Source organism: Frateuria edaphi, from assembly GCF_021117405.1.
Lineage (GTDB): Bacteria > Pseudomonadota > Gammaproteobacteria > Xanthomonadales > Rhodanobacteraceae > Frateuria_A > Frateuria_A edaphi.
Map to the genome: position 1 here is coordinate 872,554 of NZ_CP088251.1, position 12,702 is coordinate 885,255.

Genomic DNA, 12,702 nt, shown 5'->3' on the forward strand with positions numbered 1-12,702 from the left:
GTGGCGCAAGCCCAGGGCAATGCGCTCGGCGCGCTCGGCAAGCTGACGGAACTCCGCCAGCGCATCTTCTTCGTGATCGGTGCGCTGGTCGTCTTTCGTCTCGGCTCGTTCATTCCGGTGCCGGGCGTCAATCCGGAAGCCATGACGCGCCTGATCCAGGGCGGCGGTGGCCTGCTGAACATGTTCAACATGTTCTCCGGCGGGTCGCTCCAGCGCTTCTCGGTGTTCGCGCTAGGCGTGGTGCCGTACATCTCCGCGTCGATCGTGGTGCAGATGATGGGTTCGGTGGTACCGAGCCTTCAGGCGCTGCGCAAAGAGGGCGAGGCGGGTCGTCGCACGATGACCATGTACACGCGCTTCGGTACGGTGGGTCTGTCCGCGTTCCAGGCATTCGGTATCGCCGCGGCGCTGCAGTCCCAGACGGCTGCGGGCGGTGCGCCGGTGGTCTATACCCCCGGTTTCGGCTTCATCCTGGCGTCGGTCGTCGGTCTCACGGCCGGTTCGATGTTCCTGATGTGGCTGGGCGAGCAGATCACCGAGCGCGGTATCGGCAACGGGATTTCGCTGCTGATCTTCGCCGGCATCGTGGCGGGTCTCCCCGGCGCGGTGTCCAGCACCCTGGGCATGGCCAGCAATGGCGAGTTGTCGGTGCTGCGCCTGATCATGGTGGTGGGTCTGGTGCTGGCGGTAACTGCCTTCGTGGTGTTCATGGAGCGCGCCCAGCGGCGCATCACCGTGAATTACGCAAGGCGGTCCGGTGGGCAGCGGGCGTACATGAACCAGACCTCGCACCTGCCGCTGAAGATCAACATGTCGGGCGTGATCCCGCCGATCTTCGCCTCGAGTCTGCTGATGTTTCCGGCGACCGCGGTGAGCTGGTTCGGTGCCGGTCACCAGTCGCGCTGGCTGCAGAGCCTGACCCAGGCGATCGCTCCGGGCCAGCCGCTGTACGAGATCGTCTACGCGGTACTGGTGATCGTGTTCGCCTTCTTCTATACGGCGATCGTCTTCAACTCGCAGGAAACGGCCGACAACCTCAAGCGGTCGGGTGCACTGATCCCGGGTATCCGTCCGGGCCGGGCCACCGGCGAGTACATCGACGGCGTGATGACCAGGCTGACGGGCGTGGGTGCGATCTACCTGGTGCTGGTGTGCCTGGTGCCCACGTTCATGCAGAACTACTGGCACGTTCCGTTCTATTTCGGCGGCACATCGCTGCTGATCATCGTGGTGGTGGTCATGGATTTTACCGCCCAGGTGCAGGCGCATCTGGTCAGCCATCAGTACGAAAGTCTGCTCAAGAAGGCCAACCTCCGCCGCAGCTAGTGGCTGCTGGGGCGGTGGAGGCGGGTCACGTCGGAAGGCGGGCGGCACAGCGCCGCAGGGCTTTCCTGTTAGGGTAATTCAGGTTAAAATTGCGCGTTTACCGCGCAAGAAACGCATCGGAGAAAGTACATCATGGCGCGCATCGCGGGTGTCAATTTGCCGGTCCAGAAGCATGTCTGGGTTGGCCTGCAGAGCATCTACGGCATCGGCCGCAGCCGGGCCAAGAAGGTCTGTGCGGATGCCGGGGTGGTTCCGACCACGCCGATCAAGTCCCTCAGCGAGGGCGAGGTGGAGAAGCTCCGCCACGAAATCGGCAAGTACGTTGTCGAGGGCGACCTCCGCCGTGAGGTGGGTATCGCCATCAAGCGCCTGATGGACCTGGGCACCTATCGTGGCCTGCGCCACCGTCGCGGCCTGCCGGTGCGCGGTCAGCGCACGCGTACCAATGCACGCACCCGCAAGGGTCCGCGTCGCGCGATCAAGAAGTAACGGATTCCAATTATGGCCAAGCCTGTCAAGACCAAGAAGAAGATCAAGCGCGTTGTCACGGATGCCGTGGCCCACGTGCAGGCCTCCTTCAACAACACCATCGTCACCATCACCGACCGCCAGGGCAACGCGCTGTCGTGGGCGACTGCCGGCGGCGCGGGTTTCCGCGGTTCGCGCAAGTCCACCCCGTTCGCTGCCCAGGTCGCTGCCGAGAAGGCTGGCCGCGCGGCCGGCGATTACGGCGTGAAGACCGTGGAAGTCCGAATCAAGGGCCCCGGCCCGGGCCGCGAGTCGGCCGTGCGTTCGCTGAACGCGCTGGGTTACAAGGTCCTGAACATCATCGATGTCACGCCGATCCCGCATAACGGCTGCCGTCCCCCCAAGAAGCGTCGAGTCTAAGGAGTAACCCATGGCCCGTTATCGTGGAGCTACCTGCAAGCTCGCCCGCCGCGAGGGTGCGGATCTCAGCCTGAAGAGCCCGGCGCGTGCGCTGGACTCCAAGTGCAAGCTTGAAAACAAGCCCGGCCAGCATGGCGCCAACAAGCGCATGCGCATGTCCGACTACGCCGTCCAGCTGCGCGAGAAGCAGAAGGTCAAGCGCATCTATGGCGTGCTCGAGCGCCAGTTCAGCAACTACTACACCAAGGCGTCGACCCTCAAGGGCAACACCGGTGAGAATCTGCTGCGCCTGCTCGAGAGCCGTCTGGACAACGTCGTCTACCGCATGGGCTTCGCGGTGACCCGCGCCCAGGCCCGCCAGCTCGTCGCCCACAAGGCAGTGCTGGTCAACGGCAAGAAGGTCAACATCCCTTCGTACCAGGTCAAGCCTGGCGACGAGGTTGCACTGACCGAGCGCGCCCGCAGCCAGCTGCGCGTGCAGGAAGCGGCGACCGTGTTCGACACCATGGACCTGCGTCCGATCTGGCTCGAAGTCGATGCCAAGAAGTTCACTGGCACCTTCAAGTCGATGCCCGACCGCGGCGATCTGCCGTCGGACATCAACGAAGCGCTGATCGTCGAGCTGTATTCGAAGTAATTACCGGAGCCCTGCATGGCAGTTTCGTCAACTAGTGTGCTGCGGCCTCGTGGCCTCAGCGTCGAGCAGCTCGGAGCCAACCGCGCCAAGGTGGTGGTGGAGCCGCTCGAGCGTGGCTTCGGCCACACCCTGGGCAACGCGCTGCGCCGCGTGCTGCTCTCGTCGATCCCGGGCAGCGCCATCATCGAAGTGGAGATCGATGGCGTGCTGCACGAGTACACCACCCTTGAAGGTCTGCAGGAGGACGTGATCGAAGTCCTGCTCAACCTCAAGGACGTGGCCATCCGTCAGCACTCCGGCGACGAGGTCACCCTGACCCTGTCGAAGAAGGGCAAAGGCGTGGTCACGGCCGGCGACATCGTCGTCGACCATACCGTGGAAATCGTCAATCCCGAACACGTGATCTGCCACCTGACCAAGGACATCGCGCTCAACATGCGCCTGAAGGTGCGTCGCGGCGTCGGCTACCAGCCGGCCAGCGCGCGCCAGCATCCGGACGACGAAGCGCGTCCGATCGGCCGCCTGCAGCTCGATGCCTCCTTCGCTCCGGTGCTGCGTGTGGCCTATGAGGTCGACGCGGCGCGCGTGGAACAGCGCACCAACCTCGACAAACTGGTGCTCGACATCGAGACCAACGGCACCATCGGTGCGGAAGACGCGGTCCGCAAGGCCGCCGAGATCCTCAACGACCAGCTGTCGGTGTTCGGCGATTTCTCGCGTCGCGAGAGCGCTTCGGACAAGGCGGAGAAGGGCGGTTTCGACCCGCTGCTGCTGCGCCCGATCGACGACCTGGAGCTGACCGTGCGTTCGGCCAACTGCCTCAAGGCCGAGAGCATCTACTACATCGGCGACCTGGTGCAGAAGACCGAAGTCGAGCTTCTCAAGACTCCCAACCTGGGCAAGAAGTCGCTCACCGAGATCAAGGACGTGCTCGGTTCGCGCGGTCTGGCTCTCGGCATGAAGTTGGAAAACTGGCCGCCGCCGGGCCTTTCGCACGGCATGCAGCTGGGTTGATGTTTGCGGCGGCGATCGCGAGATCGCCGCCGGCGTTTCAAGCTGGCGGGTTCCGACCGGTTCGTGCCAGTCCTTGTTGAGCGGTCGTTTTGACCGCCCGTTGTGGGACCTGCTTGGTCCCAAGCGGTCCTTGCGATCGCCAGAGCAATAGACGGCCATTCATGGTCGCACTTCTCACGAGAGCCTGTTCTCAAAGGGCTCGGAACAGCGGGCAACCGCGGAAAGCCGGACACAACCGCCGGTTTTTCATAACAACAGACTGAAGAGAGTTCTCACCATGCGCCACCAGAAATCGGGCCGCAAGCTCAATCGCACCAGCTCGCACCGCGAAGCCATGTTCAAGAACATGGCCGCCTCGCTGATCAAGCATGAGCTGATTCGCACCACCCTGCCCAAGGCCAAGGAACTGCGCCGCGTCGCCGAGCCGCTGATCACGCTGGCCAAGGCCGATGGCGTCGCCAACCGCCGCCTCGCCTTCTCGCGCCTGCGCGACAAGGAAGCCGTGGGCAAGCTGTTCGTCGAACTGGGCCCGCGCTACCGCGAGCGTCCCGGCGGCTACCTGCGCATTCTCAAGTGCGGCTTCCGCCCGGGCGACAATGCCCCGATGGCCTACGTGGAGCTGGTCGACCGCCCGCAGAACGCCACGGCGGCCGAGGCCGAGTAAGCCTCCTGATATTCGGGCGTCCAGACGTCCAAACACGAAACCCTGGCCGGGCAACCTGCCGGGGTTTTTTGTTTTTCGGGACCGCTTGCTGACAGCGCCCCGGCAAGCGGGTAATGTCGACTTTCCGCAACGCAACAATCCGCCATGAACCCTCTGCACTGGTCGTACCGCATCAGCTTCCTCTTGGGCTTCGTCGTCTGCGCGGCCCTGCTCGGCTTTGCGCTGTACACCGAGTACGCGTGGGGGCTTGTCCCCTGCCCGCTGTGCATCTTCCAGCGCATCGGCTTCCTGGTGATGGCAGTTTTCTTCCTGATCGGCGCACTGCACGCGCCGCGGCGGGGGCTGCGTTGGATGTACACCGCCGGTGTGTTGACGGGGGCCTTGTGGGGCATCGCCGTGGCGGGTCGGCATTTGTGGATCCAGTCGCTGCCGGCCGACCAGGTGCCTTCGTGCGGGCCACCGCTCGATTACATGTTCGACGCCTTCCCGTTCGCGCAGGTGCTGCGCATGGTGTTTACCGGCTCGGGCGAATGCGCCAAGGTCGAGCCTGTTCTCGGACTGCCGATGCCCGCCTGGACCCTGCTGTGGTTCGTGCTGTTGGCGATCCTCGCACTCGTCGCCACCGCGCGTCGCCGCAATAGCTGACCGGACATCCTCGTGAACAACCGACCGAACCGATTGGCCGAACTGCCCGCAGACTGGACACCGGCATCGTGGCAGCGACGCGTGGCATTGCAGCAGCCGCAATACCTGGATGCGGCGGAACTGGCGCGGGCCACGACGCAACTGGCCGCGCTGCCGCCCCTGGTGACTTCCTGGGAAGTGCTTGCGCTCAAGCAGGCCTTGGCCGAAGCGCAAGACGGCGAGCGGTTCCTGCTGCAAGGCGGCGACTGCGCCGAGAGTTTCGCAGACTGCACCAGTCCGGTGATTTCCAACCGGCTCAAGGTCTTGTTGCAGATGAGCCTGGTGCTCGTGCATGGGCTGAAGAAACCCGTGCTGCGCGTTGGCCGGTTCGCAGGCCAGTACGCCAAGCCGCGTTCGGCCGACACGGAGACGCGCGACGGCGTGACGCTCCCCAGTTTTCGCGGCGACGTGGTCAACGGTCCGGCCTTCACCGCCGAGGCGCGCCGCGCCGATCCGCAGCGATTGATCCAGGCCCATGCGCACTCCGCGTTGACCATGAACTTCGTGCGTGCCCTGATCGACGGCGGCTTTGCCGACCTGCATCATCCCGAATACTGGGATCTGGCCTGGGTCGAGCATTCACCGCTGGCCGCCGACTACCGGCGCATGGTCGCCGCCATCGGCGACTCGCTGCGCTTCATGGAAACCCTCGCCGGCCCCATTGCCAGCTTTTCGCGGGTGGATTTTTTCACCTCGCACGAGGCGCTGCTGCTGCACTACGAGCAAGCACTGACCCGCGAGGTGCCGCGCAATCCCGGCTGGTTCAACCTGTCCACGCACTTCCCCTGGATCGGCATGCGCACGGCTGCGCTGGACGGTGCGCACGTGGAGTACTTCCGCGGTATCCGCAACCCGGTCGCGGTGAAGGTCGGTCCTTCGGTCACCGCCGATCAGTTGCTACCGCTGATCGACGCGCTCAACCCGCACGACGAACCCGGACGGTTGACCCTGATCCATCGCATGGGCAACGCCGGCATCGCCCGTGCGCTGCCGCCGCTGCTGGAGGCGGTCAGGCGCGAGGGGCGGCGTGTGCTGTGGGTGGCCGATCCGATGCACGGCAATACCGAAAGCACTTCCAACGGCTACAAGACTCGCCGCTTCGACAATATCCGTGGCGAGCTTGACCAGGCATTCGACATCCATGCGGCGTCCGGCACGCGGCTGGGCGGTGTGCATCTGGAACTGACCGGTGAGGATGTCACCGAATGCATGGGCGGCGCGCGCGACCTGTCCGAGTCGGATCTCAAGCGCGCGTACAAGTCGATGGTCGATCCAAGGCTCAATTACGAGCAGTCGCTGGAGCTGGCCATGCTTATCGTGCGCAAGTCCGAGGGTGCCGGCGGCTGATGCCGGCCTGTCGCATGATTGCCCAGTCATCCCGCCCATGGAGGAAAGGGGGTTGACCGAAGGGCGTTGAGGTCCTTTCGTTCAATAAAGGGAAAAGCAAAAGGGAAAGCCCGCTCTTGCCCGGGCGCCTACGAGGAGCCTCGGCAGGCTGCGGACGGCCGACCAGCTCGCTCACGTCTACAGCGACTGTCGCGCTAGTGCAGCGTCAATCCCCACCGATCCGCCCGGGGCAGGCCGTGCCTCGCCGGATCGAGCGACAAGGCCACGAAACGCGCCCGACCGACGATCTCCCCGCGCGGCACGAAACCGAAGAACCGCGAGTCATAGCTGTCGTCGCGGTTGTCGCCCATGGCAAGGTAATGCCCCGCCGTCACGGTGACGGGGCCGTAGTTGCTGGCGGGGCTCGGCAGGTAGCGCGACAGCCGGACGAGATGGCCGGGTCCGTCCAGCGATTCCACCGCATAGCTGGCCGGTAGCGCCCGGTCCGCCGTGATGCCTGCCACGCGGGCGGGCTGGTAACGTGCTGCGTGCCCGTTGACGTAGAGCACGTTGCCGCGCAGCGCGACGGTATCGCCCGGCAGGCCGATCACGCGCTTGACCAGCCGCTCGCCGGTCGCGGCGGAGTCGATGATCACGATGTCTCCGCGCCGCGGGTCCGCCCGGTGCAGCAGGGAGACATGGGTGAACGGCAGCCGCAGGTCGTAGGCCATCCGGTCGACCACGATGCGGTCGCCGATGCGGATGGTCGGTTGCATCGAACCGGTGGGAACGGTGTTCCAGTCGGCCAGCGCGCTGCGGAACATCAGCATGCCGAGCAGGAAAAAGAAGAAGCCGCGGTTGCGCAGCAGGAAGCGCGAGAGGGCGTGCATGGCCATGTCCTTTGCCAGGGAGGCCGGTGTCAGACCACCACCGGGCCGGGCGGTTCCCTTAGCGGCAACATCCCTTTTGGGCCTGGACCGGCGGGCACGGCACGTCGCCCCAGGAGCAGAACACGCAGCAGTCGCCGGGCTTCGGCTTGAGCAAGGCACCGCAGCCGGGGCAGTCGTGGAAGAACAGGCAGGCGTCGGTCGGCATGGTTTCCACCGACCGATGCCCACAACGCGGGCAGGTCAACGTGCTTCGCAGGCGCGGCTGCACGGCGCTCAGGGCGAGCCCGCCACCGACTTGCCGCCCACCGTATCCAGGAAGCGCGGCGGCTGCCAGGCCCGGGCATGCTGCTCGAAGCCGTAGGCGATCGAGATCAGCGTGGGCTCGCTCCACCTGGCGCCGAACAACACGATGCCGATCGGCAGGTCGTGCGCGAATCCCGCTGGCACGGTGATGGATGGATAGCCCGCCACCGCCGCGGGCTGCGACGCGCCACCCACGGTCGGATCGCCGCTGACGATGTGGTCGCCGAGCACCGGGTCGGTGACGAAGGCCGGTCCCCAGGACGGTGCGAGCAGGGCGTCCAGGTGATCCTTGGTCAGCGCCGCGTCGATGCCCTCGGGCCCGGCCAGCCGTTTCGCCTTGGCCAGCGCATCGGTGTAGTTCTTATCGGTCAGCGGACCCTTGCCCTGCGCTTGTTCGAACAGTTCCTGGTCGAACCAGGGCATCTCCTGTTCGGCATGCGCCTTGTCGAACGCGATCAGGTCGGCCAGCGTCTTCACCTTGAGGTTCGGTCGCGTGGCGAGATAGGCGTTGATGTCGTGCTTGAACTCGTACAGCAGCACGGTCATTTCCGGTCCCCCCAGATCCGCCAGGTGGGGCACGGTTACCGGGTCCACGATGACCGCGCCCTGTGCCTTCATCAGCGCGATCGCCTGCTCGAGCACGCGATCGGCATTGGGCTCGGCGCCGGCGAGCTGGCGCACCACGCCGATGCGCTTGCCCTTGAGGCCGTTGGGGTCGAGGAAGCGGGTGTAGTCGGTGGCGTGCTTGTCGGCCTCGGCCGTGGCCGGATCGCGCGGATCGCTGCCCGCGATCACGCTCAGCAGCGCCGCGGCGTCGGCCACGCTGCGCGCCATCGGGCCGGCGGTGTCCTGGCTGTGCGCGATCGGCACGATGCCGCTGCGGCTGACCAGGCCCAGCGTCGGCTTGATGCCGACGATGCCGTTGCTGGCGGCCGGACAGATGATCGAGCCGTCCGTCTCGGTGCCGATCGCCACGGTCACCAGGCCCGCCGCCACCGCCGCGCCGGAACCGGCGCTGGAACCGCATGGGTTGCGATCGAGCACGTAGGGGTTCTTCGTCTGCCCGCCGCGACCGCTCCAGCCGCTGCTGGCGTGGTTGGAACGGAAGTTGGCCCACTCGCTCAGGTTGGTCTTGCCCAGCACCAGCGCGCCGGCCTTGCGCAGCCGCTCGACCAGTCCCGCGTCGCGGGGCGCCGGAGCGTCGGTGAGCGCCAGCGAGCCGGCGGTCGTGAGCATGCGATCGCCGGTGTCGATGTTGTCCTTGAGCAGCACCGGCACGCCGTACAGCGGCCCGCGCTTGGCCTTGGCGCGCCCGGCATCCAGCGCCGCGGCAAGCTTGAGCGCGTCCGGATTGGTTTCGATCACCGACCGCAGCGTGGGCCCGGCCTGGTCGAGCTGCGCGATGCGGTCGAGGAACTGCCGCGCCAGCGTACGGCTGTCGAGCGTGCCGGCGTCCATCTGCTGTTGCAATTGGTCGATCGAGGCGAAGGCCAGCGGTTGGGCCGGTTGGGCCGCCATCGCCGGGGCGGCGAGCAATAGGGCGATGAGCGGGGCAAGGCGGGCGGGCGAGGGTTTCACGGCGGCCTCCGGTGGGTCGGTGTGCAATGGCGCATGACGGTGCGGCATGGTGTCGCGCTGACGCAGCATATCCTTCCCGCGCGCCGGTCGCGCATCAGACGCTACCTATAATCCGACGCATGAGCCTGCTTTCCTCCGTGTGCCTGGCGCCGGCCATCCTGGTTGTCGCGCTGTTCGCCACCGTCGCCCGGGCCGCCGATGCCCCGACCGTGCCCGATACCCTCAAGCAGCGCATCGCCGCCTGCACCGCCTGTCATGGCGAACATGGCGAAGGTACGCCCGAGAGCGGCTTCTTCCCGCGCCTGGCCGGCAAGCCGGCTGGCTACCTGGCGCGGCAGATCCGCAATTTCCAGGATGGCCTGCGCAAGTACGCGCCGATGGAATACACGGTGCGCGGACTGACGCCCGAATACATGCACGAGATCGCCGTCTACTTCGCCGCGCAACAGGTGCCCTACCAGCCCTCGCCGCTGCCGCGCGTCACCGATGCGATCCTCGAGCGCGGCCAGGTGTTGGCGACCCAGGGCGATCCGGCGCGCAAGGTGCCGGCCTGTGCCGCCTGCCACGGCGAGCGCCTGACCGGCGTGGAACCGGATATTCCCGGGCTGGTCGGCCTCCCCTACGACTACATCAGCGCCCAATTGGGCGCGTGGCGCACCCACACCCGCGCGATGGTGGCCCCCGATTGCATGGCGGCCATCGCCAGCCGCCTGAGCGAGGCGGACATCACCGCGGTATCGGCCTGGCTGGCCAGCCATGAGGTGCCCGCCGACACCCATGCCCAGCCGGCCGGATCAGTGAAGCCTCCATTGGCCTGCGGTGTCCTGGGCACGAAGGATGCGAAGCGATGAAGTGGCTGTTGCGTGCGTTTTTCGCCTTGCTGGTGCTGGCCGTAGCCGTCCTGGCCTGGTGGTTGTCCGCGCGCCACCACGCCGCCTTGCCGCCCTCGCAGACCACTGCGGCCAGGTTGCAGGAACCTGCGTTGATCGCCCGCGGCGCGTACCTCGCGACGGTCGGCGACTGCGCGGCTTGCCACACCGCCCAAGGCGGCAAGCCATACGCCGGCGGGCGCGCGCTGCCCACCCCGTTCGGCGACGTTCCCGCACCCAACCTCACGCCCGACGATGCCACGGGACTGGGGCAGTGGTCGTTCGACGCGTTCTGGCGCGCGCTGCACGAAGGCATCGGGAGGGACGGCCACGCGCTTTATCCGGCCTTCCCTTACACCTCCTACACGCGGGTGAGCCGCGAGGACGCGTTCGCCCTGTTCGCCTACCTCAGGACCCTGCCGCCGGTACGCAACCATACGGCCGCGCCATCGCTGCGTTTTCCCTACGACCTGCGGGCGGGCCTGACCACCTGGCGCACGCTCTATTTCCGCCCCGGCGAATTCGTGCCAGACCCGAAGCAGTCGGCCGAATGGAATCGCGGCGCCTACCTGGTGCAGGGCCTGGGCCACTGCAACGAGTGCCACGTCGCGCGCGACAACCTCGGCGGCCTGCCCAGCAACGAGACGCTCACCGGCGGGCAGATTCCCGCGCAGAACTGGTACGCCCCGGATCTGAGTACCCATGCCCACGGTGGTCTTGAAGGCTGGGGTACGGACGACATCGTGACCTTGCTCAGGACCGGGCAGTCGCGCAAGGGAGCAGCCTTCGGTCCGATGGCCGACGTGGTCATGCAGAGCACGCAGCACATGCATGAAGAGGACCTGCGCGCCATCGCGGTTTACCTGCAGTCGCTGCCGCCGCGTCCCGCGCCCGCCAACAAGGGCAGCCAGGTCGACGCCACCGCGCTGCTCGACCGCGGCGCCGATGTGTATGGCCGACAGTGCGCCAGTTGCCATGGCAAGGACGGCCGGGGCGTGGCGGGCGTGTACCCGCCGCTGGCCGGCAACACCTCGGTGACCGAACCGACCGGCATCAATGCCATCCGCATCGTGCTGCTCGGTGGTTTCTCACCCACCACCGCCGCCCACCCGCGTCCCTACTCGATGCCCCCGTTCGCCCAGCGACTGAGCGACGGCGACGTGGCCTCGGTAGTCAGCTACATCCGCCACGCCTGGGACAACAATGCCGCTCCGGTGATGGAGCGTGACGTCGCCGCGTATCGACACACGCCTGTCGAATAACAAGCCGGCGGGGCTGTCGTAGGGCGGCCGCCGCGCGGGCTGCACGCTATCCGGCGGCCAGTCTTGCCAGTGCGCGCCAGGGCTCGAGGTCCCAGTGCCTGCGCGCCTGGCCCGAAGGCGAGGGCAGGGCAACCACGCGGGTTTGTCCGATCCGCTCGGGTTGCAATCCACAATCCCCGATCGGCCGGCCAAGCGCCGCGCGCGCGGCGGTCTTGCTGGTAAAGGCGAGCAGCCGCGGTTGGAAGCGTTCGATCTTGGCGAGCAGCGCGGGGACGTCGAACGCATCGCGCGGCAGATCGGCATCGTTGCCGCTGTGACGCTTGGCAAGGTCGGTGAGGCCGATGCCCAGGTCCAGCAATTGCGGGTACTCGGTCGGTCGGAGGCGACGCGGCGTGATGCCGGCCTCGAACAGCGCGCGCCAGAACAGATTGCCCGGGTGCGCGTAGTACGCGCCCTCGCGCGCCGAGCGCTCGCCGGCCGCGGTGCCGCAGAACACCAGCGCAAGGCCCGGACGCAGCAGGTCGGGCAGTACGTGCTGCTCAGCCGGTAGCTTCATCGAGCATGAAATCGGTGAACTGGAAACGCTCGTCACGCAACACCGACTCGCCGCGGCGCAGGCGCAGGTCGCGCGTGAAGAGCGGGCCGCCGTAGCTCAGCGTGTGGAATTCGCCGCGCTCGCCGCAGGGATCGACGCCAGCGGGCAGGCTGTCGAGCAGGGCGCCGTCGTAGGGGCGGCCGCAATACTCCGCCGCCAGCTGGTGCGTATCCACGCAGCAAAGCAGCGCGCGATGCCCTTGGCCCACGAAGCGGCGCGACAGCGCCTCGGTATCCTCGCCCCAGATCGGAAACACCGCTCGCCACTCGGCGCGCCCGAGCTGGCGCACGCGGTAGTCGCGCACGTCCTGCAGGAACAGGTCACCGAAGGCGCAGTGGCGAATGCCTGGCCAGCGCATGCGCGCCTCGGCGAGCGCGTGTTCGTGCGCCGCTTCGTAGGCCTCGTTGCTGCCGGGCCAGTCCATCTCCACTTCCAGCAGCGGCAGGCCCAGCGCATCGGCCTGCGCGAGCAGGATGTCGCGGCGCACGCCGTGCATGGCGATGCGCCCGTAGGTGCGATTGACGGTCGTCAACAGCGCGGCGACCTGCCACTGCGGATCGGCGCGCAGCCGCTCAAGGGCCATCAGGCAGTCCTTGCCGCCGCTCCATGCGAGAAGAATGGGAGTCGCAGTCATCGTCCTACTCTACGGCACGCCGAACTCCGCAG

General features: G+C 66.9%; 15 protein-coding genes. 10 read left to right on the forward strand and 5 right to left on the reverse strand.

Annotated elements, in window-relative coordinates:
• The 8 genes from secY (at position 1) to LQ772_RS04050 (ending at position 6,560) form a co-directional block, all read left to right on the forward strand.
• Complete coding sequence (gene secY, locus LQ772_RS04015) at positions 1-1,326, forward strand: preprotein translocase subunit SecY (protein WP_231324172.1); 1,326 nt, start codon at positions 1-3, stop codon at positions 1,324-1,326.
• Between the two features lie 132 nt (positions 1,327-1,458).
• Complete coding sequence (gene rpsM, locus LQ772_RS04020; protein ID WP_231324173.1) at positions 1,459-1,815, forward strand: 30S ribosomal protein S13; 357 nt, start codon at positions 1,459-1,461, stop codon at positions 1,813-1,815.
• A gap of 12 nt (positions 1,816-1,827) precedes the next feature.
• Entirely contained in the window at positions 1,828-2,214 is a 387-nt protein-coding gene (rpsK, locus tag LQ772_RS04025) for a 30S ribosomal protein S11 (RefSeq protein WP_007513384.1), read from the forward strand.
• A gap of 10 nt (positions 2,215-2,224) precedes the next feature.
• On the forward strand, positions 2,225-2,851 hold the full coding sequence (rpsD, locus tag LQ772_RS04030; protein WP_231324174.1) for a 30S ribosomal protein S4: 627 nt from the start codon (positions 2,225-2,227) through the stop codon (positions 2,849-2,851).
• A gap of 15 nt (positions 2,852-2,866) precedes the next feature.
• On the forward strand, positions 2,867-3,865 hold the full coding sequence (locus LQ772_RS04035; protein ID WP_091340547.1) for a DNA-directed RNA polymerase subunit alpha: 999 nt from the start codon (positions 2,867-2,869) through the stop codon (positions 3,863-3,865).
• Positions 3,866-4,142: 277 nt separating this feature from the next.
• Positions 4,143-4,529, forward strand: coding sequence for a 50S ribosomal protein L17 (rplQ, locus tag LQ772_RS04040; protein WP_231324176.1), 387 nt, complete (start codon positions 4,143-4,145; stop codon positions 4,527-4,529).
• Between the two features lie 144 nt (positions 4,530-4,673).
• On the forward strand, positions 4,674-5,174 hold the full coding sequence (locus tag LQ772_RS04045) for a disulfide bond formation protein B (RefSeq protein WP_231324178.1): 501 nt from the start codon (positions 4,674-4,676) through the stop codon (positions 5,172-5,174).
• A 12-nt stretch (positions 5,175-5,186) separates the two neighbouring features.
• A complete protein-coding gene (locus tag LQ772_RS04050; RefSeq protein WP_231324180.1) occupies positions 5,187-6,560 on the forward strand; it encodes a class II 3-deoxy-7-phosphoheptulonate synthase in 1,374 nt (457 codons plus the stop codon).
• Between the two features lie 194 nt (positions 6,561-6,754).
• On the opposite strand, the gene lepB is transcribed toward LQ772_RS04050, so the two are convergent.
• The 3 genes from lepB to LQ772_RS04065 all read right to left on the reverse strand — a co-directional run bounded on the left by lepB (position 6,755) and on the right by LQ772_RS04065 (position 9,250).
• Positions 6,755-7,429, reverse strand: a complete 675-nt coding sequence (gene lepB / locus LQ772_RS04055) for a signal peptidase I (RefSeq protein WP_231324182.1) — start codon at positions 7,427-7,429, stop codon at positions 6,755-6,757.
• A 58-nt stretch (positions 7,430-7,487) separates the two neighbouring features.
• Complete coding sequence (locus LQ772_RS04060) at positions 7,488-7,634, reverse strand: GDCCVxC domain-containing (seleno)protein (protein WP_486606324.1); 147 nt, start codon at positions 7,632-7,634, stop codon at positions 7,488-7,490.
• A gap of 68 nt (positions 7,635-7,702) precedes the next feature.
• Positions 7,703-9,250 carry an amidase gene (locus LQ772_RS04065; protein WP_425600834.1) on the reverse strand — a complete coding sequence of 516 codons (1,548 nt, stop codon included), beginning with the start codon at positions 9,248-9,250 and terminating at the stop codon, positions 7,703-7,705.
• 179 nt (positions 9,251-9,429) lie between these two features.
• On the opposite strand from LQ772_RS04065, the gene LQ772_RS04070 reads away from it, so the two are divergent.
• Together LQ772_RS04070 and LQ772_RS04075 are read left to right on the forward strand one after the other, a co-directional pair.
• Positions 9,430-10,161: a c-type cytochrome gene (locus LQ772_RS04070; protein WP_231324186.1), complete on the forward strand. Its 732-nt coding sequence runs from the start codon at positions 9,430-9,432 to the stop codon at positions 10,159-10,161.
• Entirely contained in the window at positions 10,158-11,441 is a 1,284-nt protein-coding gene (locus LQ772_RS04075; protein ID WP_231324188.1) for a cytochrome c, read from the forward strand. Before LQ772_RS04070 ends, LQ772_RS04075 begins: the two co-directional genes overlap by 4 nt.
• A gap of 46 nt (positions 11,442-11,487) precedes the next feature.
• Here the strand turns inward: LQ772_RS04075 and LQ772_RS04080 are convergent, their stop codons facing one another.
• On the reverse strand, positions 11,488-11,997 hold the full coding sequence (locus LQ772_RS04080; RefSeq protein WP_231324190.1) for a mismatch-specific DNA-glycosylase: 510 nt from the start codon (positions 11,995-11,997) through the stop codon (positions 11,488-11,490).
• On the reverse strand, positions 11,981-12,670 hold the full coding sequence (locus LQ772_RS04085; protein ID WP_231324192.1) for a Dph6-related ATP pyrophosphatase: 690 nt from the start codon (positions 12,668-12,670) through the stop codon (positions 11,981-11,983). The genes LQ772_RS04080 and LQ772_RS04085 overlap by 17 nt, the downstream gene beginning before the upstream one ends.
• Positions 12,671-12,702 lie beyond the last annotated feature (32 nt).

What these genes read in the sequence shown, in the direction of transcription:
- rpsM (WP_231324173.1), top strand. Translation starts at nt 1,459, where the DNA reads ATGGCGCGCATCGCGGGTGTCAATTTGCCGGTCCAGAAGCATGTCTGG.
- rpsK (WP_007513384.1), top strand. Translation starts at nt 1,828, where the DNA reads ATGGCCAAGCCTGTCAAGACCAAGAAGAAGATCAAGCGCGTTGTCACG.
- rpsD (WP_231324174.1), top strand. Translation starts at nt 2,225, where the DNA reads ATGGCCCGTTATCGTGGAGCTACCTGCAAGCTCGCCCGCCGCGAGGGT.
- LQ772_RS04035 (WP_091340547.1), top strand. Translation starts at nt 2,867, where the DNA reads ATGGCAGTTTCGTCAACTAGTGTGCTGCGGCCTCGTGGCCTCAGCGTC.
- rplQ (WP_231324176.1), top strand. Translation starts at nt 4,143, where the DNA reads ATGCGCCACCAGAAATCGGGCCGCAAGCTCAATCGCACCAGCTCGCAC.
- LQ772_RS04045 (WP_231324178.1), top strand. Translation starts at nt 4,674, where the DNA reads ATGAACCCTCTGCACTGGTCGTACCGCATCAGCTTCCTCTTGGGCTTC.
- lepB (WP_231324182.1), bottom strand. Translation starts at nt 7,429, where the DNA reads ATGCACGCCCTCTCGCGCTTCCTGCTGCGCAACCGCGGCTTCTTCTTT.
- LQ772_RS04060 (WP_486606324.1), bottom strand. Translation starts at nt 7,634, where the DNA reads ATGCCGACCGACGCCTGCCTGTTCTTCCACGACTGCCCCGGCTGCGGT.
- LQ772_RS04065 (WP_425600834.1), bottom strand. Translation starts at nt 9,250, where the DNA reads ATGGCGGCCCAACCGGCCCAACCGCTGGCCTTCGCCTCGATCGACCAA.
- LQ772_RS04070 (WP_231324186.1), top strand. Translation starts at nt 9,430, where the DNA reads ATGAGCCTGCTTTCCTCCGTGTGCCTGGCGCCGGCCATCCTGGTTGTC.
- LQ772_RS04075 (WP_231324188.1), top strand. Translation starts at nt 10,158, where the DNA reads ATGAAGTGGCTGTTGCGTGCGTTTTTCGCCTTGCTGGTGCTGGCCGTA.
- LQ772_RS04080 (WP_231324190.1), bottom strand. Translation starts at nt 11,997, where the DNA reads ATGAAGCTACCGGCTGAGCAGCACGTACTGCCCGACCTGCTGCGTCCG.
- LQ772_RS04085 (WP_231324192.1), bottom strand. Translation starts at nt 12,670, where the DNA reads ATGACTGCGACTCCCATTCTTCTCGCATGGAGCGGCGGCAAGGACTGC.